Below are 22,470 nucleotides of genomic sequence, written 5' to 3' on the forward strand. Positions count from 1 at the left end.
AAAAAGAAGAAGAAAACATGCTGCAATTGATTCACCCCTTACTGCACAAAGCCATGCAGAGCCTTTTCCCCTGTGTACTTTGTGGCATAGACCAGCAACGTCATCATTCAGTCTGTACAGATTGCTGGCAACAATTGCCCTGGTTGAAACAGACCATCCGACGACAGGAAATGGAGATTCAGGTGGCCTGTCATTATGCCTATCCGATGGATCGCATCATTCAAAAATTCAAATATGAACAACAGCTGCACTTTCAAAATCTGCTTGTGGGCTCACTTATCGGTCTCAAACTTCCCAAAATCCAAGCCATTGTCCCGATGCCCATTTCCCATCAGCGTTTGGCAGAACGTGGTTATAACCAGTCTTTGGTGCTTGCGAAACTCCTGGCAAAACAGCTGAATATTCCAGTCTGGCAACCGGTTGCACGACTGGCCCAACATTCGCAAAAAGGCTTGAGCCGGATCGAACGGCTGGATCAAATTGACCAGCAATTTGTGATTACCACAAAGACCCGTGTGCGTTACCGCAAAGTGCTGATGCTGGATGATGTAGTCACGACTGGCAGTTCGCTACATGCTTTAAAACAGAAACTTGAAGCATTAGGCTGTCAAAAAGTTTATGCAGCCTGTATTGCCAGTGCAGAGATTTAATCTTTGGAAAGGACATACTGATTTCCCCCTTATCTCCTTGAGAAGTGTCGGCTCATCCTTGAGGGAAAAATCCTTTTACCAGTCAGAACATCATGCTTTCTGTTAAAAACCGCTTCACCCACGGCATGACAATTTCACGGGTTAAAGGTGCTAATGGGGTAGTTTGATCCTCCAGATCGACCCACTTCATTTCGGCAATTTCTGCGGCAATTTTCGGGGCATGATCTAAAGTCACATAATACAAATAACTCACCAGCTGATGATCCGGCTCGTTGGCAGTGGCAGTTTCAAAACGACCGATGAATTGCTCAATCGAGGCCCGACAGCCTATTTCTTCCTGAATTTCACGCAGCATTGTGATTTCGGGTGGCTCATGGGGTTCAAGCTTGCCACCCACCTGCATAAAGCAGGACGTGTTACGTTTACGCACCACTAACAGTTGCTGTTGATCATTTAAAATAATGGCCGCCGCCACAGTAATGATATTCATGCATGTTTCACCAAAATTTCTTGATCAGCCATACCCCATTTCGGTTGTGGCGCTCGAAAAGCATCAAATTGTTGCAAAATCTCTTCAATGGAGTCCGAAGCAATCATACTGTCTGCAAAACGTGGCTGAGTAAAACCTTTTGCTGTGGTCAACTGAATAAATTTCAGCAAATCATCGTAAAATCCGGCCACATTTAAAAATGCACAGGGCTTTAAATGAATACCGAGCTGTGACCAGGTCCATTGCTCAAAAATCTCTTCCAGCGTACCTGCACCACCCGGCAAGGCAATAAAGGCATCAGAAAGTTCCGACATCCTGGTTTTACGTTCATGCATATTCGCAACCACATGCAATTCGGTTAAATGCGGATGAGCCAGCTCATGATCCACCAACACCCTTGGGATTACCCCAATGACTTTGCCACCTGCCTGTAAAGCACTATCGGCTACCATACCCATCAAGCCAGAACGGCCACCGCCATAGACCAGCGTTTTACCTTGCCGAGCAAGGGTTTGTCCCACTTTTTGTGCGGTATCTAAAAAAATCGAATCGGTACCTAAAGCTGAGCCACAAAAAATTGCGATCGATTTCGTCATTGTTTCAGCCTGTTTTGCAGATGTCATATTAATAAAGTAAATTTTCAGGAGATTTTTTAATAAAAAAGCGATTGAATCAGTGTTTTTATTCAATTCCTTGTCTAAAATACACCCATCAATTCACCTATACTGCGCAGGGAAAAGACAGCATGCTTGAAGCCTTTTACGCCACAGAGCGCGGTAGTTTGGAAGATGCCACCATCAATGGTGGTTTTGATCTCCACCCGGATTTAGTGTGGATCGATCTCATTGCCCCATCACAAGAAGAACAACAATGGGTCTTAGATGCTTATGAGCAAAATTTACCGACGCTAAAATCCTTGGAGGATATTTCTTCATCGGCACGATTTTACCGTGATGATGATGGTATTTTACATATCAGCACCTACTTTTTGACGAAAAATAAAAATTTTCAGGTCGATGGCGAAACCGATGACAACTCGAGCATTTTGGCAACCGTGCAAACGGTAGCCTTTATTTTGCATAAACAACACCTGTTTACCCTGCGTGGTGAAAAACTGGTGGCCTTTCGTGCTTTCCGTGCCCGTGCCCGCCGCAATGACTATGAGATTGACTATAAAGACCCGACCTGGGTCTTGCTTGGTTTGCTAGAAGCCAAACTGGATGAACTTGCGGATATCCTGGAAGATATCCACAAGGATCTAGAAAAGTACTCTACCGAAGTGCTCAACAACCGCCATCGTGAACAGATTCTCGATCTGGATGACATGATTACCCGTCTGGCACAATTGGAAGACATACTTGGAAAAGCACAATTGTGTTTAATCGATTTGCGCCGTGTCCTGACTTTCCTGTCCCGTCCACGTGCGTTGGGCAGTCATATTTATGATGCCGATATTCGGGAACTGAGCGAAGACGTTCGATCTCTGGTCGAACATGATGCCTTCCTGTTCCAGAAGGTTCGGTTCTTGCTGGATACCACCTCGGGATTCATTAATACCGAACAGAACGATACCATCCGTCGCTTCTCGATCTTGCCAAGTATGCTTGCGCCGCCGATGCTGGTTGCCAGTGTGTATGGCATGAATACCGATGTACTGCCCTTTGCACGAGGAACTACCAGCTTCATTATGGTCAGTATTATTTTAGCGGCTTTCTTTATTGGACCGCTGGCCTATTTCCGCTGGAAGAAATGGATTTGAGGCATCATTTATCCTCCCTCCTTCCAGGAGAGAGTTAGAGGGAGGTATTTTAAATCCCATCAATTTCATTACTTATCTAAGCTGCTTTACTCGCCAATCTAGCTACAGGAAGAAATCTAGAATTCTAATTTTATCCCCTCTCTCTAACTCTCTCCCTGAGGGAGAGAGGACTGCTCAATATTCATCTCTTACAAGCTCAGCTCAATAAAAAAGCACCTTCCGGTGCTTTTTTATTGGTTTAGCCAATCAATTGCAGATCATCTTGCAAATGACAGGCCTGAATGATTTTCATCATTTTCTCAGGGACTGCTTTAAATTGCAGACCCTGAGCTTTCGGGGTCTGACGCAACCAACGCACCAGTACTGCCAGTGCCAGCGTACTGCCCTGTTCCAGCTCTGCCAGATTGACCACCACCGGAAACTGATGCTGCGATTGAATCAGTTTCAAACCTTGCTGGTAATAGTCCTCTGCATTAGCATAATCTATTTTGCCGGAAACCTGCAATTCCTGATGAATGAATTGAATCACTGAACACCCTTCCCGGTTATTTTTTATTTACAGATGCATCTGGTTGGAAGTTCGCAATAGCTTTATCGATATTGCCACCATTACGTTTTACCGTTGCAGCAAACTGATTACGGAACTGTAAACCTAAATCAATACCCGCTACATTGATATTACGCACTTTCCATTGATTGCCTTTATCCACCAACTGGAAAGAGACCGGAGTTTTTTCACCTTTGTTGTTGAAATCAATCGTGACCACCGGATTTTTGCTATTGGTTTCTTTATATGGACGCAGGCTATAAGTCTGATTGGTATATTTAGCAAACGCTGTACCGTAATTTTCGATTAAAGTTTCACGAAAATTGTGTTCAAACTTGGCACGCTGAGCAGCCGTACTATACTGATTGGTGGCATAGGTTCCCATCACCAAACGGGTAAAGGCTTGTGAATCAATATAAGGATCAAGGTTTTGACGCACAATCGCTTTCACTGCAGCAGGATTGTTTTGCAATTTTGCCTGATCCGCTTTTAAACGGCTAATCAGACCATCCGCCACTTTTTTTACAAAAGCTGGTGGAGTTTCAGCTGGTTGTGCAAAAGCAGCACTCGCCATCATTGTTGATAAAACACTTATGCCAAGTGTATGTTTAAGTAAGGTATTCACTAAATTCTCCTCTCCAAATTATTCAACAAATGAAGTTTGCGCATCTTCTGTTGATTCAGTTGATGTTTTTTCTTCCGCCGCTTTCGCTGATGACTTGCCCGCACCGCCAGTAATGAACTTGCTGATCAGATCTTCAAGATCCATGGTGCCTTGGGTATTGGCAATGCTTTCACCACGTTTGATATAGTTCAGGCCACCACCTGGTACCACTTTCAAATATTTTTCGCCCAATAAACCATTTGTTGCAACCATAATGTAAGCATCTTCATCAATACTGGTGATGGAGTTCATGTTAACAACAAGTTGCTTTTCCATTTCTTTTTGTTTCGCAGGATCCGCTTCACTGTATTCTGTGCTATAGCGCAATTCTTCCAAAGCATTGGCTTGAACCTTTTTCAGCTGTTCTTTGTTGAAAGACGTTAACTTGCCATCCAGCTCGAAATACACCGTTGCCAAACGCGATACCGGATCAAGGGTAATATCGGTAACACGACCAATGGTGACACCACTCATGGTCACTTTGGCACGCGGTTTCAGACCGTTCACATTGTCAAAACTCGCAGTCATGTTATAGCTGTCACGCAGGTTGGTTCCCATCAGGCCACTGACTTTCATGGCCAGGAAAAATAACGCAATACCGGTAAGAATGACAAAAATACCTACGGCCAGCTCACTTGCACGTGATTTCATTAAACACCTCCAAACATGACCGCAGTCAACACAAAATCAGAACCCAAAACACACAATGAGGAATACACTACTGTTCGCGTAGTTGATGTTGCAATTCCTTCTGACGTTGGCACACAGGCATAGCCTTGATAGACCGCAATCCAGGTACAAAGCAATGCAAAAACCAGGCTTTTAATAATGGTGCCATTGAAAATATCTTTATAGAACTGCACGCTATTTTGCATGCCACTCCAGAAAGAACCTTCATCTACCCCTAAAAAATCGACACCGACCATTTTACCGCCCATGATGCCGATGGCACCAAAAATAATCGATAACATCGGCAGACTGACAATACCAGCCCATAAACGCGGGGAAACAATACGCTTTAGCGGATCGACCCCAATCATTTCCATACTGGCCAGCTGCTCTGTGGCTTTCATCAGGCCAATTTCAGCCGTTAAAGCTGAACCGGCACGCCCTGCAAACAGCAATGCCGCCACTACAGGAGCCAGCTCTCTTAATAAGGTTAAAGACACCATGGTGCCGAGCATGGCTTCTGAGCCGATATTGACCAAAATGGAATAGCCTTGTAAGCCCAGTACCAAACCAATAAATAAACCCGATACGGCAATAATCAATAAAGACATCACACCAATACGGTACATTTGGTAAATAAACAGTTTGACCCCGAGCCAGGTCGGCATGGAAAATAGGATTTGCAGCAACATCTGGGTTGCCACCCCTATCCCCTGAACGCGTTCAATAACGCGTCTACCTAATGAGGCAATAGCATTCATGAACGCACCTCATCACTTAAATAAGCCGTATGGCTAAACTGATAATCGACAGGACCTTCAGCAGCACCGGTTAAGAACTGACGGACAAATGCCGATTCATGCTGCATTAATTCAGCCGGCGTGCCTTCACCCTGAATAACCCCTTCCGCGATAATATAGATGTAATCGGCAATAGATAGGGTTTCTCCCACATCGTGCGACACAATAATCGTGGTTAAATCCAGTGCTTCACGCAAGGTACGAATTAAACGTGCAAGCACCCCTTTTACAATCGGATCTTGGCCGGCAAAAGGTTCATCGTACATGATCAGTTCCGGATCCAGTGCAATGGCGCGAGCCAGGGCCACACGACGGTTCATACCGCCTGACAGCTCTGAAGGCATCAGCTTTTCAGTACCGCGTAAGCCTACCGCTTCCAGTTTGAGTGCCACCAGCTCGGCAATCAGATGTTCCGAAAGTTGCGTATGTGCACGTAACGGAAAAGCCACGTTTTCATAGACGCTCATATCGGTAAACAGTGCACCGCTTTGGAATAGCATCCCCATACGTGCACGTGCAGCAAATAATTCCTGACGTGACATATCTGCAATACTTTTGCCGTCCAAGAGAATTTCACCGTGCTCAGGCGTCAACTGACCACCAATCAGACGCAGCAAAGTGGTTTTTCCCGTACCTGAAGGCCCCATAATCGCGGTAATCTGGCCACGCCGAATTTTTAAACTGACATTATCGAAAATGACACGTTTCCCTCGTTTAAAACTCAAATCATGGACTTCAATCCAAGATTGAGCTTGCTGAGGTATTTGATTATTCATAGCTGAGGGTTTTCCTGCATTTTTTCAGCATGCATACTATAAAGGATTCGGGTTTAAAATGTTACCTTTAGGTAAAAAGCAACCGATTTACCATAATTTTTTAATTATTTAATTGTGGTGCAATTATTTTAACAAACAGGATACTGTGTTACAGAAAGCTATTATAGATATAGTATGCAATATTGATGAGTAATAAAATTAAACCAATATAAGGCATAATCACCTCTTGATTAAAATTCCAAACATAATAATTAGATTCATTATTCATATTTAACAGAATCAAGACAAACTATGATCCAGTATACATTTCTATCCAATAAGATCAAAGATTAATCCCATAAAAAAACCGGTGTTTCCACCGGTTTTTTACTACCCAAATCTAACGTTATTAGTCGTTAAATTTGCGACGTGGGCGATCTTCACCAAAACTGCGTTTAGGACGATCTTCACTGAAAGAACGCTTAGGACGATCATCAGCAAACGAACGTTGTGGACGATCACCAAAGCTACGTTGTGGACGGTCACCATTGAATTCGCGACGTGGACGATCACCTGCTGGTTTATAGTCTACGCGGTTACCACGGTTGTCATCGTTAGAACGAGGACGGTCGCCAAAACCACCTTCACGACGTGGAGCTGGACGATCACCGAAATCACGCTTCGGACGGTCATCAAAAGAACGTTGTGGACGGTCGCCAAAACCACCTTCACGACGTGGACGATCTTCACCGCCAAAGCTACGTTGTGGACGGTCGCCATTATATTCGCGACGTGGACGATCTTCACCGCCAAAGCTGCGTTGTGGACGATCACCAAAACCACCTTCACGGCGTGGACGGTCGCTATTGAATTCACGACGTGGACGATCTTCTCCACCGAATGCTGGACGTTCGCCACGTGGTTTGTCATCGTAGCTGCGACGTGGACGATCATCACCGCCTTCACGACGTTTGAAGTTACTTTCGCCTTCAAAACGTGCACGACCACCGCCATCACGACCGCCAAAACCGCCACGACCACGACCACCGCCATCACGACCGCTACGACCACGACCGCCGCCATCACGACTACCGCGTGCAGGAGGTGGAGATGGCTCAAGACCTTCAATTTCAGAAACGTTTAAACGCGCTTCCAGGAAGTCTTCTAAAGCACGGATCTTGCCGCGTTCACGGTAAGTTGCAAGTGTAATTGCTTTACCAGTACGACCGGCACGACCAGTACGACCAATACGGTGTACATAGTCTTCGTTCTTCATTGGAAGACCGAAGTTAATTACGTGAGAAATGGTTGGTACATCAAGACCACGCGCAGCAACGTCAGTTGCAACAAGGATCTTAGCACGGCCTTCACGGATGCTGCGTAAACGACGGTTACGAACAGTTTGTGGCATAGCACCATGAAGTGCTACAACTGATAGACCTGCTTCAGCAAGTTCTTCAGCCAACATATCTGTGTCTTCTTGAGTAGAAGCAAATACGACTGCTTGATCAACGTCTTCTTCGTTCAACCAGTGAGTAAGAAGTTTTTTCTTATGTTCGAAACCGTCAGTCCAATGCAAAGTCTGAGTAATATCAGTATTTGTAGAGTGACCAGTTTCAATCGAAATACGCATCGGATCATTCATCATGCGTTCTGCAAGTGTAATGATACGTGGAGCAAATGTCGCAGAGAACATAAGTGTTTGCTTACGGTTTGCAGCCAAATCACCAATGGCTTCTAGATCTTCAGAGAACCCAAGATCCAGCATACGGTCAGCTTCATCAACAATTAATGAATCAACTTTGTCGAGTTTAATTTGACGACGGTTAACCAAGTCAAGTAAACGACCTGGAGTCGCTACAACCACTTGTGCACCTTTTAACTGCTGGATTTGTTTACCAAAAGGCATACCACCCATGATTGCAGCTACACGTACGCCTTTCATATGGCGAACCAAGGCAATCGCATCCTGACATACTTGCTGTGCAAGCTCACGAGTCGGAGAAATTACCAAAATAGACGGTTGAGTAATTGCTTTCATACGTTCTTTAAACGGTACGAAAGTATCTTGATTTGCAAGTGCATTCAAAGTTGGAAGCAAGAATGCAGCTGTTTTACCAGAACCGGTTTGGCTTGATACTAAAAGGTCTTTACCTTCAAGCGCAGCAGGAATCGCTTGTTCTTGTACAGGAGTTGGCGTAGTAAAGCCTAAACCTTCAAGAGCCTGTGTTAATGACTCATCGAGGGAAAAATCAGCAAAAGTTTTGCTCATAGAGAGTATTCACCCTGAAATGGGTGCTCCATTTAATAAATTACAATATGGACATCGGCAAAAAGCGGCACAGCAATTAGAGCTGAAAAAATAAGAATTCAGCAGCGATCCGAATAACGACGATGTGGATATAACGCACGCATGATTACGGCCGCAAACCTGAAGGAATCGCTTAAGCGATTGGGGCGCGAAGGATATGTCCTCTCTATGGACAGCACGCGCATACAATGATTAGAAGATAATGTTCAGGTAAAGAACGGAAATTTAAGTGCGTGGCGGCATAATAACAGAACCATTTAAAAAAGTAATCATTTTTTTCGATCAAATGATGCATACATACTGTTTTTTTCAGTAACAGTCTATTTTACAACTCAATTTTGTTTAATTTTTAAACAGGTAATATTGTAACGCTTTATCTGGATAAAAATGCGGGCAAATAGGCGCTATCCGGCATTTTCATTGAATCAGGAATTTAATCCAGAAATAAAAAAAGCCCTCACCAGGAGAGCTTTTTTGTCATGTCACTCGATTCAATCGATCTTACTTGGCTGCGTCACCCCAAGCCGGAACAACAGCTTGCATTAAAGGTTTAAGCATTTTCATAGAGCAAGCAAGTACTTGACCATTTTCCATAGAATCGGCACCACCACGTGCATCCACTACAGTACCACCCGCTTCTTTCACGATTAACTCGCCTGCAGCGATATCCCAAGGTTTCAGACCCAGTTCAAAATAACCATCCAAACGGCCTGCAGCAACATAAGCCAAATCTAATGCAGCAGAACCAGCACGACGGTATTGTGCACCCGCTTCAGTGACGTTTAATAATGACTCAAAATGGTTTTTTGCATAAGAGATCACTTCACCGTTACGTTTAGCACGGTAAGCATGACCTACGGCAAGGAAAGTATTTTGCAGGCTGTCTTTGACATTTACGCGAATACGGCGTTGATTCAACATGGCACCGCGACCACGACTGGCAGAGAATAACTCATCTTTTACAGGGTCATAAATCACGCCGTGTTGAGTCACACCTTTGTGCTGAACAGCAATAGAAATACAGAAATGCGGGAAACCGTTAATGAAGTTTAAAGTTCCATCAAGTGGATCGATCACCCAGCACCATTCGGCGTCGTGACCTTTACCTTCTTGCAGACCAAACTCTTCACCAAGGAAGCTGTGGTTTTTATAGCTTTTACGTAGCGTATCGATAGTCAATTGTTCCAAATAACGGTCTACACGCGTTACCGGACCATCAATCCCTTTTTCTTCGACTTGTAGATCGAGTTTATGACGATTTTGATGCGCTTTTAAAAGCTCTTGACCAACTAATTGAGCCGCACGCGCAGCCATCACCACCATAGGTTCCATTGAACACCCACTACAAATTTGAAGATATTGATAAAGAATAATGCATAAAAGCCCTCACATTTTAACAAATACGAGGGCTTTTAGGGAAAAAATGTTTCTAAAATTTTTTAAATTGATCAGGACACCGACTGCACAAGCTTTGACCAGGCCAATTCAACTGATTTTTCAATTCCTTTGGCATCCAGCCCGGCTTGTTGCAGCATCTGTGCATGTGAAGCTTGGTGCATGAAGACGTCTGCCAGCCCCAAATTCAAGATTGGTTTAACAATTTGTGCCTGCGCCAAATACTCGTTTACCGCACTGCCTGCGCCTGCCATCACGGCATGTTCTTCAACAGTGACAAATAGACTGGTTGTCGCAGCCAACTGTTCAATAATCTGTTCATCCAGCGGTTTAATGAAGCGCATATTCACCACACGCACCCCCACCTCATGGCTAGCGGCGAGTGTTTGTGCTGCTTCTACCGCCACACTGACACGGCTACCGAATGCCAGAATGCTAATCTGGTCTTCTTGAGATTCATTAAAACTGGCTACAATTTCTGCTTTACCAATCTCCAAAGCCGTCATTTGTTGCTGAATTTCAACCCCTACACCATTGCCACGCGGGTAACGTACCGCCGCTGGACCATTGTATAAATAAGCGGTATGCAGCATCTGACGACATTCATTTTCATCTTTAGGCGCCATAATGACCATATTAGGTACAGTACGCATAAAGGCATAGTCATAAGCACCGGCATGGGTTGGGCCATCTTCACCCACCAGCCCGGCACGGTCGATGCCAAAAGTGACATCCAGATTTTGCAAGGCCACATCATGAATCAGCTGATCATAACCGCGTTGCAGAAAAGTCGAATAAATCGCTACCACCGGTTTTAAGCCCTCACAGGCCATCCCTGCCGCCAAGGTCACGGCATGCTGTTCGGCAATCGCCACATCAAAAAAGCGTTCCGGGAACTGTTTGGCAAACTGCACCATGCCCGAACCTTCACACATAGCCGGCGTAATCGCCAGCAAACGCTGATCTTGGGTAGCTTCATCACAGAGCCATTGTCCAAACACATCGGAATATTTCGGTGCTGCATTGCTTGAAGATACAGTATTTAATTTACTGATGGCATGGTATTTAATCTGATCGGCTTCCGCAGGCGCAAATCCTTTACCCTTTTTGGTATAGACATGAATTAAACGCGGACCTTTACGTTTTTTTAGGGCATTAAATACCTGTACCAATTGATTGACATCATGGCCGTCAAATGGGCCAAAATAGTCAAAACCAATGGCTTTAAACAGATTATCTGCAGCTTCAGTGGCAGCACAGTGCAAACGAGAATTGTAAGTCCATTCCGGATGCGGCTGGATATATGCATCACCCTCATCAGTAACATTCACCGATTCGCCACGTTCCCAGATAGCTGCCAAATGTTTGGCAAATCCACCGGTACTGCACGAAATAGACATGTCATTGTCATTCAGTACCACGATTAAATCTGCATCATGTGCAACGGCATCATTCATGGCTTCAAAGGCCATACCGGCCGTCATGGCACCATCTCCAATGATCGACACCACTTCACACGGATCGTTCTGATAACGGCGTGCCAGTGCCATGCCCAATCCCGCAGAAATAGCTGTTGAAGAATGTCCCACGCCAAAAGTATCGAATATCGATTCTTCACGTGCAGGAAAAGCAGCCAAACCGTCTTTGGCACGAATGGTGGTCAACTGTTCACGGCGACCAGTCAAAGCTTTATGCGGATAGGCCTGATGACCCACATCCCAGATCAGACGGTCATGCGGCGTATTAAAACAATAGTGCAAAGCCACAGTGAGTTCGATCACTCCCAGGTTAGCACCAAAGTGTCCACCGCTTTGTCCTGCTGCATACAAAATGTACTGACGTAACTCATCTGCCACTTGTTCTAGTTGGCTGCGCTCGAGCAATCGTAATTGTTGCGGATGATCAATCGCATTCAGCAACGGAGTTACAGGTCGGTGAGTCGGTATTTCTGTATACAACATAAATGGCGAAGCCTTCTAAAGCCTGGCAAATCCTAAGCTAGGTCAATGGGTTTATTCGAGCATAATGATCGAATTGTATCACCTTTAAATCAGCCACATTTCTAGCGATGCAGTTTAGAGGCAAATCTCTACACTGGGTGTTTGTTCATGAGCGAGATTATCCTGAATAATCTTACTATTTATCAACCATTATCGTTCTCTTTATACAAAAAAGAAAATCTTCTGCATAAATTCATCTTTACAATTCAACTAATGTCCAATCATTCAGCTATACTTTAGCTAATTAATGAACTATTTAACGAGTTAAGCAGTGCCCATAGAATTTGTCGCGACTTCAAGATTACCAACCGCTTTTGGTGAATTTAAAATCACGGTATTTCAAGATCCTAAAACGGGTGAAGAACATGTAGCACTGTCTAAAGGTCTGGATATGCCGCCTGTCGGACCGGTATTGGTGAGAATACATTCTGAGTGTTTAACCGGTGATGCCTTTGCTTCACTGAAATGCGATTGCGGCCCGCAACTGCAAGCCACCCAGAAACTGATTAATGAAGTCGGTCAAGGCGTGATTCTGTATTTACGTCAGGAAGGTCGCGGTATTGGACTAACCAACAAGATTCGTGCCTATGCCCTGCAAGATCAGGGACACGATACGGTTGATGCCAACTTGATGCTGAACTTGCCCGCGGATGCACGACACTATGACATGTGTACCATCATGCTCGACCATTTACAGGTCAAGCAGGTTAAACTGATTACCAATAACCCTTCAAAGATTCAGGCACTACAAGAACTGGGCATTGATGTGGTTGACCGTGTGCCGCTCACTGTCGGTTTAAATCCTTTTAATGCCGAGTATTTAAAAACCAAACATGAACGCATGGCGCATATGTATAAGAAAGGCGATTTTTAAATCCCACTTATTTTATAAATCTCCCCGACTTTATACAAATCCACCCCAACCCTCCTTTGCTAAAGGAGGGAGTTGTCTTTTTTAAAAGGGAAGTTTGTAGGGATTTAAATCGTCATCGAAAAAATCCGATTCTCCGGAACGCGGCGTTTTAGGCGTAAATCAAAGGCCATACAGATATTACGCACAAAAGGCTTGCCTTGCTCAGTCACAGTAATGCCCTGCTCATCAATCTGTAACAACTGATCCTGCTGCATTTCTGCAAGTTGCCGCAAAACCTCGGGCAATTCAGGAAATTGCATCTCTTTCGATGCCCAAGATGTAGTAAAAGTACACATCAAGTTCAAGATATGTTTACGGATCATCAGGTCTTCTGTACTCAGCACATGGCCTTTGACCACCGGAATTTCATTTTGCTCCAGACGTGCATAGTAGTCTTCCAGTTTTTTTTCATTTTGCGCAAAGCTGTACCAGCTGTCGCTAATCGAAGAAATCCCCAAGCCAATCATCACTTGGGTTTTGGATGCGGTATAGCCCATAAAATTACGATGTAAAGTCCCCTGTTTAAAGGACTGGCACATACTGTCTTTTTCTAGAGCAAAATGATCCATACCAATTTCATGATAACCTTGCGCTAGTAACTTATTCTTTCCTTCTTCATAGCACTGGCGTTTTATTTCATCTTTCGGTACATCAGCATCTTTAAAACCACGCTGGCCATTGCCCTTAATCCAGGGCACATGCGCATAGCTATAAAATGCCAAACGGTCCGGCCTTAACCGATTGGTTTGATCAATGGTATTCAGCACATCTTGCAAACTCTGAAAAGGCAGACCAAAAACCAAATCATGTGAAATGGACGTATAACCAATTTCACGTGCCCACTCCGTTACACGCTGTACATGTTCAAAAGGCTGCATCCGGTGGATGGCTTTTTGCACCGTTTCATTGTAGTCCTGGACCCCGTAACTGACCCGACGAAAACCCAGATCATATAAGGCTTGCAGATGTTCACGGGTGGTATTGTTAGGATGCCCTTCAAAACTGAATTCATGCTCGGCAGCCACCTCTGCCTTTGCCAATATGCCCTGAATTAACTGTTGTAAATGCTCAACCGAAAAGAAGGTCGGTGTGCCGCCGCCCAAATGAATTTCTTTAATTTTCGGCTTTGTTACCAGCAACTGGCAATACAAATCCCATTCTTTCAGCACGGCCTGAATATAAGGCTGTTCCATCTCATGCTTTTTGGTCACTTTTTTATGGCAGCCGCAGAAAGTACACAGGCTTTCACAGAAAGGCAGATGGATATACAAACTGATGCCTTCACTTGAGTTGGATTCATCAAAGGAACGTTTTAAGCTCTGTTTCCACAGATCAAGCGAAAATGGCTCGGCTTCCCAATACGGCACCGTTGGATAACTGGTATAACGGGGTCCGGGTACATTATATTTTTGAATTAAAGAACGCGTCATCGTTGCTATCCACTCTCTACTGCAACAGCCGGTTATACTTATAACCGAACCCATATTTTGCATCACATATTCAACTCATTTTGCTGGGCTTGCTTATAGAATTCAACCTAGTGATCTAGTCGGGATATTTTTCAGCGATCACTTTGAATCAAAGTCTCAATAAAATGGATGGTATCTATTTCAATAAAAAACATGCTGCATAAAAATCCTTACTCTTTTATACAATTTATGCTTTGATGTATCTCAGTTTTCTTTTCCGCTATGAGGGCTTTGATGCAGCATCCTACATCTGCCGATATTCAACGCGTTCGCGAATTCCTGCTTGATCTGCAAAGCCGTATTTGCTCGGCACTTGAACAACAAGAACAACAAGGAGGCGGCACAGCTCAATTCGAAATTGATGACTGGCAGCGCCCTGAAGGCGGTGGCGGCCGTTCACGGGTCTTGCAAAAGGGCAGCGTCATTGAAAAAGGCGGAGTCATGTTCTCTCACATCAACATTGCTAAACTCCCCGCTTCTGCCACAGAACGCCATCCCCAAATTGCCGGTGCTAAAGCCCAGGCTATGGGTGTGTCTTTAGTGATTCATCCGAAGAATCCCAATGTGCCAACTTCACATGCCAACGTGCGCCTGTTCGTGGCCGAAAAAGAAGGTCAGGATCCAGTGTGGTGGTTTGGTGGCGGTTTCGACTTAACACCATTTTATCCAAATAATGAAGATGTCTTGGCGTGGCATCAAACTGCGCATGAGCTATGTGCACCATTTGGTGATACGGTGTATGCGGAACACAAAAAATGGTGTGATGATTATTTCTATTTAAAACATCGCGACGAACAGCGTGGTATTGGCGGCTTATTTTTTGATGATTTAAATCAGTGGGATTTTGAAACCTGCTTTCAATACATTCAAGCCGTCGGCAATGGTTATCTGGAAGCGATTGTTCCCATCTTTCAACGCAATCAGGATAAACCGTATAGCGAAGCACAGCGCGATTTCCAGCTTTACCGTCGTGGCCGTTATGTCGAATATAACCTGGTCTATGACCGGGGGACTTTGTTTGGTCTGCAAACCGGTGGTCGAATTGAATCGATTTTGGTCAGTATGCCCCCATTGGCAGCCTGGTCGTATCGTCCAGAATGGGAGGAAAATTCGCCTGAAAAATGCTTAACCGACTATTATCTCAAACCGCATGACTGGTTGACCGAACTTAAAAAATAATAAAGTTTTTATCCCTTTTTCACTACAGAAAAAGGGATTTTTCACTGAAATAACTTTTGAAAAAATCGACACTTAAAATATTTAAATAATTAAAATCAATATTTTAATTTAATTAAGATAATTAACCAGGCTATTAATGCAAGAAAAACCGACATATTTCCTTACAGCACTAGACACGAGTGTGTCACAAAAATCGTTTAGACTGGATCATGATATTCATGACCTATACTGATTTAATCAGCATGGATAAATACAAAAAAGTATGCTTGAAGGAGAAACGATGCTCAACACAATGTTAAATAATAAGGTGATTTTATTTTGGTGTATTTTAACCCTGATCGTGTGTTCTATCACCATTACCTTGCTTTCACATAACACCCTTGCAGACAGCGTGTCGATTAGCTTTACCGTATTTGCAGGTTTTGCCCTATTTTTTACTGCAGCCATGTGGCTGGAAGATACCATTCGCGAAATTTGTAATCCTTAACAGGATTTAACTTTACCGCTTTAACGATTTCCCCTCTTCTTTCTTCTTTGTCATTTTTCCTTTCCGTAGTGGCTTTAGCCTGCGGGAAAAATCACGTATATTGAATGCCATTTCCGCACACGGACCTTGTGAAATGAGCAAACAATTTGCCGTGATTGGCAATCCAATCGAACAATCACGTTCTCCAGAACTGCATCATGCTTTTGCCGAAAAAACTGGCATTAACCTGAGCTATAGCAAACGCCTTGCCCCACTGGATGGCTTTGCAGCCAATATCGAGGAGTTTTTTGCTCAGGGCGGTATGGGCATGAATGTGACCGTGCCCTTCAAAGAGCAAGCTTTTGCAGCCTGTGCCGTATTAACCGAACGTGCCAAAATTGCCAAGGCAGTCAATACCCTATGGATGCAGGATGGCAAGCTGTATGGCGACAATACTGATGGTCAAGGTCTGGTCGATGCCATCAAGGCCCTAGAGTGGAATTTAACCGATGCCGAAATTCTGATTATAGGTGCGGGCGGTGCAACCCGTGGTGTCATCTACCCCTTGGTACAGGCGGGTGCGAAAAAAATTGTCATCGCTAACCGGACTTTAGCCCGTGCAGAACAACTGGTTACCGATTTAAGACCTGCTGTGCCGCAAGCCACCCTTGAAGCCACTTCTTTAAATGATCTGGCTGGTCATTTTGAGATTGTCATTAATGCAACTTCGGCAAGTTTAACCGGTGATGCCTTAGTTTTACCTGAAGCTTTACAATTTGAGTATGCCTACGAAATGGCCTATGGCAAGCCATCCAGCTTTTTAGATCAAGCCAAAACCCGCGGTGTTCCGACCTCGGAAGGTTATGGCATGCTGGTTGGACAGGCGATTGAAGCTTTTTATATCTGGAACGGCATTAAACCTGAATTAAAAGACTTTCTTTAACTAACATTCATCAAAAGAACCTCAGGATGATCTGAGGTTCTTTTGAACCATCTTCCTGTTTATTTTACATATTTCTGCATATTTTCATACACTTCCATATATATTTCATAATTAATAACTTCAGCATGTTGAAGGGTCAGGTCTTGAATCGTTTTCTGACTTAATTTTCCATGCTTGCTGTCGATATAGCTTTGCCCCAAAATCTGCGCAGTTTCTTTGAGCACACGCGAGTCGGCGGCATTGTCCGGATATTCCTCCCGATATGCTTTCAGGTATTGCTGGGCAAAAATATGCTGTGGCTGCTTATACTGCTTCGCGGCTTGGTGCCAAGCTGCAGCGACCTTACCTTCGCCTACAGCACGCTCAGTTAAGGTATTAACATGGCTGCCTATAGCCCGGTTGAATTGGCTGTCATCCTCAAGATGATGTTTTTTCTGTAAGGCCTTAATGCGCTCAAGTTCTTTGCCTTTAGGATCATAATACTGTTCATCGCTAAACCAGTAGGCATACACCTCTGCCATTTCTTGCAAGGTTTGCGGACTAAGGTTTTTCACCCACTCACTTTGCTCTGCAGCCATATCGAGCAAAAATAAGGTTTGGTAGGTTTGACTGAACGACTGGGCTTGCTGATAGGTTTTATCGGCCAACAGATTCAACTCATCCTCATAGCTTAAGGCGGGTGCTTCGGCTTTAGTTCCTTCCATCACAGCAGCTGGCTGCTCCAGAGTTCGCCCTACATCTTTCACCCATTTTTCTAAAATTGAACCTTTGCTCACCTCTTGAATCGACTTGGCATCGCGCAATGCAGCACGGTCAATTTTGCTGGCTTGCCCATAATTAAATACACGCATATCGGCCTGTACATCAATTTTACCGTACTTTTCAGTAAGGAATTGCACAGCATAATCGACCTGTGCCGCACGTCCCTGAGCATCTAAACCGACATCTATTTGTATCGGGGTCTTTTTAGCTGGCGAACTTGCCGCCAGAACCTGACGAATTTCAGGCTGGTGCGTTGCCCACAGCTCAGCAAAATGCGCTGCATCTATAAACTGTTCAGAAACATACGGTGCAAAGACCAAGGCTAATTTTTCGTGTACCGAACGGTCCTTCGCTTCAACTGAAGCCGTGATCTGTACCGGTTCAACACGCTTAAAAGCATCTAATTCATAAGCAGAAACGCAGTATGTTAAATCACCGACTTGGGCTGTTTTTGGCGTAGCAATTATACGCTGGCAGTCGTCTACTGTAAGAGTAATAGTTTCATCAGCAGTGTCTTGTTCTGTCGGGCTTTCATCATCCGTTTCTGTTTCTAGCGCTACATCCTCTTCGTCTACCAGTGAATCGGCTGAACCATAAAGTTTGTCGCTGACCAGTTCACGCAAGGCAAGTGTTGCACTGTAGGCTGTGCCGTCTTGAGCCACAGCATCAGCTTTACCCGCTTGCACAGGTGAAGCAGTATCTTCCACAGCCTGGGTTACAACCTCTCCCGCCTGCTTTTCACTCCCGGCATCGCTCACTTTAGTAGCCGCGGTATAGCCCAGCACGGAGCGCTTTAAATACGGCTCATTCACCTGTTCAAACAGGGCCATTTGCAACATCAGTTCTTCCAAGGTGCTGCTAAAACGTATTTTTTCAGTCAACTGACCGTTCTTCTCTGCAACGCTCAGTGGCAGACTTTTGATTTGTCTAGCATCAGCCAAAATATATGGCAAGGCATTTACCGCTTTTAAATAATCAGCCAACTTCGCTACATTTACCCGTTCAAAATCAGCTTTATATTTCGAGAAATCAATATAGGCAAAGCTGTTTTGACTGTCTTTATTCACCAAATACGGCATCAAAGAAAAATAATTGGTATAAAATTTATATTCTTTAAAATCGACCACCATCGGTACTTTCATTTGCACCAGCAAGGTCGGCTTTTCATAACGGGCTGCCAAGTTTAAAGCAGCGGTCTTTTCTCGATAATGCACAGAACCATCATATTCAAATTGCGTATTATTGAGTAAATTCAATGCAAAAATATTGAATGAACTCAGCTTGTACTCTGAAGCAAAACTGTCCGCATGCCCTTGCTGCTGTTTCGCCATAGCGGCATACAGGTTTTGTTTTTCAGTGCGGTTTAAACGGATATTCTGCGCTTTTAAATATTGATCTAAGCGTTTTTTCAATGCCGGCTCAAATGCTGTCGCCGGATTGACTTGTTGCTGTGCTTTTTGACGTCCTATGTCCGGACTAGACTGCACACTAAGCTTGCCCCGAAAATCATAACTGGATGTTTCAAACATCGCATTTAGACCATGAATCGCTCTTTGCTCTACAGTTGCCACCTGATTCGGATTGGTCTTTATGACATGCTGTGAACAGCCTGCGAAACTGAGACTACAAAGACAAAAAGTTAAATATTTTAGTTGTGCCTTCACATGTAAACACCTTATATTCATTATACTTTATTCTGTTCTAAGCTACAGAATTACAACCCAATATAACATAATAGGATGTTGATACTATTCGGTCGAGCATATTTTATAATTCGCATTTCTGACATTTTTAATCGCTATCCTTATCAATGTTTTTTGATGATAAATGTGAATAATCAAGGTATCGATACAGATAATCCAGAACTATTTCTAAATTAGGATTAAGACTATGCCAGCATATAAAGCCCCTTTGCACGACATTCGTTTCTTAATGAATGAAGTGCTTGATTACCCGGCACATTACAAAACGCTTTCAAATGGTGAAGCAGCGGATGCTGACACTGTAGACATGATTCTTGAAGGTGCGGCAGATTTCTGTGAAAACGTACTTTCTCCACTCAACCAATCGGGTGATGAAGAAGGCTGTCACTTTGAAAATGGTGAAGTCAAAACCCCAAAAGGCTTTAAAGAAGCCTATGACCAGTTCGTGCAAGGCGGCTGGCAAGGTTTGTCTTTCCCTGAAGAATTTGGCGGTCAAAACCTGCCGCAATCTTTAAACCTGATCAAATCAGAAATGATGGGTACTGCGAACTGGGCCTTCCAGATGTATCCGGGTTTAAGCGTCGGCTGTATGAACACCATTCTTCAGTTTGGTACTGAAGCACAAAAAAACACCTATATGCCTAACCTGGTGACAGGAGAATGGTCAGGTACGATGTGTCTTACCGAACCACAATGTGGTACGGACTTAGGCCAGGTCAAAACCAAGGCAGAACCCAAGGCAGATGGTACCTATGCCATTTCGGGCACGAAAATCTTTATCTCTGCCGGTGAACACGATTTAACTGAAAACATTATTCACATTGTGCTTGCCCGCCTTCCAGATGCGCCTGCCGGGACCAAAGGTATTTCGCTGTTCATCGTGCCAAAATTCCTGGTCAATGCAGATGGTACAGTGGGTGAGCGCAACCCTGTCAGCTGTGGTTCAATCGAACACAAAATGGGGATTCGCGCTTCTGCAACCGCCGTTTTAAACTTTGACAATGCAACGGGTTACCTGATTGGCGAGCCACACAAAGGCTTGCATGCCATGTTCACTTTCATGAACACTGCGCGTATCGGTACCGCGATCCAGGGTATTGCCCATGCAGAATTGTCATTCCAGGGTGCCCTTCCTTATGCCAAGGAGCGTATGTCGATGCGTGCCCTTTCAGGCAAGAAAGACCCAGAAAAAGTGGCGGATGCGATCATTCACCATGCTGACGTTCGTCGTATGCTGCTCACTCAAAAAGCGATTGCTGAAGGCGGTCGTGCAATGATTTATTACGCCGCGCAAATTGCCGACAAAATGGCTGATGCCTTAGTACAGGGTGATACTGCAGCCTATGAAGCACATGATGATCACTTGGGTTTCTACACCCCTATCCTGAAAGGTTTTTTGACTGAATTGGGTTTTGAAGCTGCCAACCACGGTATGCAAGTCTACGGCGGTCATGGTTACATCAAAGAATGGGGCATGGAACAGATTGTTCGTGACTCACGTATCTCTACCCTGTACGAAGGGACCACTGGTGTACAGGCACTTGACTTGATTGGCCGTAAAGTCCTGTTAACCTCTAGAGGTAAAGTGATTCGTGACTACACGGCCGAAATCTTGAAGTTCTGTGGTCAGCATGCGCGTAACAAATACATGCGCCGTTTTGCTTGGGACTTGACCAAGCTTTGCGCACAATGGAATGCTCTCACCGTTCGTATTATGCTGGCGGCACGTAAAGACCGCGACATCGTGTCATCTGCATCTGTCGATTTCTTGATGTTCTCTGGCTATGTAATGATGGCTTATTTCTGGGCGCAACAAGCCGCTGTAGCTTCTGCAAAACTGGCTGCTGGTGAAGGTCAGGAAGTGCCTGAATTCTACAAAGCAAAAATCAAAACAGCAGATTTCTACTTTGAACGCCTGCTGCCACGTACCCAAGGTCATGCCGAAGCAATGGTCAATCCGTCAAAAACCATGACTTCACTGGCACCTGAACACTTTAGCTTTGACTACTAAGCTGTAAAGTTTAAGTCAAAATAAAAGAGCACTTCGGTGCTCTTTTATTTTCAAGCCATATTCCATAAAAGCACTTATATCAAATAATACCCTTGCGGAGAATTTACTGATTGTATGCATATTGCGGTAGCCAGTCCCAAAAATGGGATAGTGCTCATCAGCACAGCTAATGAGCATGACGCAATGGCAAAGAAAAACCCCGGCAGGATGCCGGGGTTTTTCGTATGGGTTGATTAAGCATGACTCCTGTCTTGCCTCACAGTCCTGGTGTTTGAACGTATTATTGTTGTTTTCTGTTCCAGAATATCCTGTTCCTGTATGACTTGATCTAAAGAAAAAAGAACGGCTGTTCCAATCCGCAAAATCCCTAAATCAATGTACGTCAGAGCGTACAAAGCTAAGCGTTTTCCCTATCGAGTAAACTTGATGCCGGTGTTTATTTCCTCCTTGAATATTCTCCTCGGCTCTTCGATTTAAATATTGTTTCATCGGCGGGCAAGTAGCCGTATGCCCGCAGTTCAACGAAGGTAAATATATCTTTTCTGCCCCCCATTCAGTTAATTACCCTTCACCTACAGAAAGTCGCCCCAGTTTAAATCGCTTTTGAGATGTGGACATGGTTGCACAATATGTAGCAAACGTTTCTTTTCACTTGCCTATTGGCATGACTTACTGCGGAACAGGAAACAATGCTGAGCTAGAACCAGCAATCAATAGAAAAACAAGCATCTTGGTTTTAAAAATAAGTAATTGAATAAATTTAATTTATTTAATATCTGGTTTGTTTAACGATTATTTTTATAAAAAAAAATTATAATATATATAAAAAACTTGAATATTTATTTATTTCATGTATGATAGGACTTACGCACTATTATTTATAGATTCTCTGTGGTAGCAGATGATTTTTATCGAGAATAAAGTCATCAATGAAGTTTTTGATCATTGGTCTAAATAATTTCTTCTGCCAACGATATACATTTT

At 44.0% G+C, this 22,470-nt stretch carries 19 protein-coding genes and 1 pseudogene; 7 read left to right on the plus strand and 13 right to left on the minus strand.

Features of this window, described 5'->3' with window-relative positions:
* The first annotated feature begins 17 nt into the window (after positions 1-17).
* Complete coding sequence (locus FTT87_RS08045; protein ID WP_086195787.1) at positions 18-650, plus strand: ComF family protein; 633 nt, start codon at positions 18-20, stop codon at positions 648-650.
* An 82-nt stretch (positions 651-732) separates the two neighbouring features.
* Here the strand turns inward: FTT87_RS08045 and FTT87_RS08050 are convergent, their stop codons facing one another.
* Together FTT87_RS08050 and FTT87_RS08055 are read right to left on the minus strand one after the other, a co-directional pair.
* Complete coding sequence (locus tag FTT87_RS08050) at positions 733-1,140, minus strand: NUDIX domain-containing protein (RefSeq protein WP_180174660.1); 408 nt, start codon at positions 1,138-1,140, stop codon at positions 733-735.
* On the minus strand, positions 1,137-1,736 hold the full coding sequence (locus tag FTT87_RS08055) for a TIGR00730 family Rossman fold protein (protein ID WP_086195914.1): 600 nt from the start codon (positions 1,734-1,736) through the stop codon (positions 1,137-1,139). Before FTT87_RS08055 ends, FTT87_RS08050 begins: the two co-directional genes overlap by 4 nt.
* Positions 1,737-1,885: 149 nt before the next feature.
* Between FTT87_RS08055 and FTT87_RS08060 the strand changes: the two genes are divergently transcribed.
* A complete protein-coding gene (locus tag FTT87_RS08060; RefSeq protein WP_086195789.1) occupies positions 1,886-2,899 on the plus strand; it encodes a CorA family divalent cation transporter in 1,014 nt (337 codons plus the stop codon).
* A 238-nt stretch (positions 2,900-3,137) separates the two neighbouring features.
* Here FTT87_RS08060 and FTT87_RS08065 read toward each other — a convergent pair whose 3' ends face one another.
* From FTT87_RS08065 to dxs, 8 genes are all read right to left on the minus strand, one after another.
* The gene (locus tag FTT87_RS08065; protein ID WP_086195790.1) at positions 3,138-3,428 is read right to left on the minus strand and encodes a lipid asymmetry maintenance protein MlaB; all 291 of its coding nucleotides are present in this window, start codon (positions 3,426-3,428) and stop codon (positions 3,138-3,140) included.
* Between the two features lie 16 nt (positions 3,429-3,444).
* Complete coding sequence (locus FTT87_RS08070; RefSeq protein ID WP_086195791.1) at positions 3,445-4,071, minus strand: phospholipid-binding protein MlaC; 627 nt, start codon at positions 4,069-4,071, stop codon at positions 3,445-3,447.
* Positions 4,072-4,089: 18 nt separating this feature from the next.
* Positions 4,090-4,761, minus strand: coding sequence for an outer membrane lipid asymmetry maintenance protein MlaD (locus tag FTT87_RS08075; protein ID WP_086195792.1), 672 nt, complete (start codon positions 4,759-4,761; stop codon positions 4,090-4,092).
* Positions 4,761-5,540: a lipid asymmetry maintenance ABC transporter permease subunit MlaE gene (mlaE, locus tag FTT87_RS08080; protein WP_166168689.1), complete on the minus strand. Its 780-nt coding sequence runs from the start codon at positions 5,538-5,540 to the stop codon at positions 4,761-4,763. The genes FTT87_RS08075 and mlaE overlap by 1 nt, the downstream gene beginning before the upstream one ends.
* A complete protein-coding gene (locus tag FTT87_RS08085) occupies positions 5,537-6,355 on the minus strand; it encodes an ABC transporter ATP-binding protein (protein ID WP_180174661.1) in 819 nt (272 codons plus the stop codon). The genes mlaE and FTT87_RS08085 overlap by 4 nt, the downstream gene beginning before the upstream one ends.
* Before the next feature lie 388 nt (positions 6,356-6,743).
* On the minus strand, positions 6,744-8,606 hold the full coding sequence (locus FTT87_RS08090) for a DEAD/DEAH box helicase (protein WP_180042132.1): 1,863 nt from the start codon (positions 8,604-8,606) through the stop codon (positions 6,744-6,746).
* 540 nt (positions 8,607-9,146) lie between these two features.
* Positions 9,147-9,977 (minus strand): inositol monophosphatase family protein, encoded by an 831-nt coding sequence (locus tag FTT87_RS08095; protein WP_166168685.1) that lies wholly within the window; start codon positions 9,975-9,977, stop codon positions 9,147-9,149.
* A gap of 116 nt (positions 9,978-10,093) precedes the next feature.
* Positions 10,094-12,001, minus strand: coding sequence for a 1-deoxy-D-xylulose-5-phosphate synthase (gene dxs, locus FTT87_RS08100; RefSeq protein ID WP_180174662.1), 1,908 nt, complete (start codon positions 11,999-12,001; stop codon positions 10,094-10,096).
* Between the two features lie 310 nt (positions 12,002-12,311).
* On the opposite strand from dxs, the gene ribA reads away from it, so the two are divergent.
* The gene (gene ribA / locus FTT87_RS08105) at positions 12,312-12,914 is read left to right on the plus strand and encodes a GTP cyclohydrolase II (protein WP_166168681.1); all 603 of its coding nucleotides are present in this window, start codon (positions 12,312-12,314) and stop codon (positions 12,912-12,914) included.
* A gap of 104 nt (positions 12,915-13,018) precedes the next feature.
* Here the strand turns inward: ribA and hemN are convergent, their stop codons facing one another.
* The gene (hemN, locus tag FTT87_RS08110; protein WP_180042136.1) at positions 13,019-14,383 is read right to left on the minus strand and encodes an oxygen-independent coproporphyrinogen III oxidase; all 1,365 of its coding nucleotides are present in this window, start codon (positions 14,381-14,383) and stop codon (positions 13,019-13,021) included.
* Positions 14,384-14,656: 273 nt separating this feature from the next.
* Between hemN and hemF the strand changes: the two genes are divergently transcribed.
* From hemF to aroE, 3 genes are all read left to right on the plus strand, one after another.
* Positions 14,657-15,601, plus strand: a complete 945-nt coding sequence (gene hemF, locus FTT87_RS08115) for an oxygen-dependent coproporphyrinogen oxidase (protein WP_086195800.1) — start codon at positions 14,657-14,659, stop codon at positions 15,599-15,601.
* Between the two features lie 280 nt (positions 15,602-15,881).
* Positions 15,882-16,088, plus strand: coding sequence for a hypothetical protein (locus FTT87_RS08120; protein WP_086195801.1), 207 nt, complete (start codon positions 15,882-15,884; stop codon positions 16,086-16,088).
* A gap of 133 nt (positions 16,089-16,221) precedes the next feature.
* On the plus strand, positions 16,222-17,010 hold the full coding sequence (aroE, locus tag FTT87_RS08125; RefSeq protein WP_180174663.1) for a shikimate dehydrogenase: 789 nt from the start codon (positions 16,222-16,224) through the stop codon (positions 17,008-17,010).
* 59 nt (positions 17,011-17,069) lie between these two features.
* Here aroE and FTT87_RS08130 read toward each other — a convergent pair whose 3' ends face one another.
* Positions 17,070-19,436: a hypothetical protein gene (locus FTT87_RS08130; protein WP_180174664.1), complete on the minus strand. Its 2,367-nt coding sequence runs from the start codon at positions 19,434-19,436 to the stop codon at positions 17,070-17,072.
* A gap of 226 nt (positions 19,437-19,662) precedes the next feature.
* Between FTT87_RS08130 and FTT87_RS08135 the strand changes: the two genes are divergently transcribed.
* On the plus strand, positions 19,663-21,486 hold the full coding sequence (locus FTT87_RS08135) for an acyl-CoA dehydrogenase C-terminal domain-containing protein (RefSeq protein ID WP_180174665.1): 1,824 nt from the start codon (positions 19,663-19,665) through the stop codon (positions 21,484-21,486).
* Between the two features lie 874 nt (positions 21,487-22,360).
* Here the strand turns inward: FTT87_RS08135 and FTT87_RS08140 are convergent.
* Positions 22,361-22,470 (minus strand): annotated as a pseudogene (locus FTT87_RS08140) (IS701 family transposase); the annotation flags it as partial.

The organism is Acinetobacter sp. YH01022 (assembly GCF_013420235.1).
Taxonomy (GTDB): domain Bacteria; phylum Pseudomonadota; class Gammaproteobacteria; order Pseudomonadales; family Moraxellaceae; genus Acinetobacter.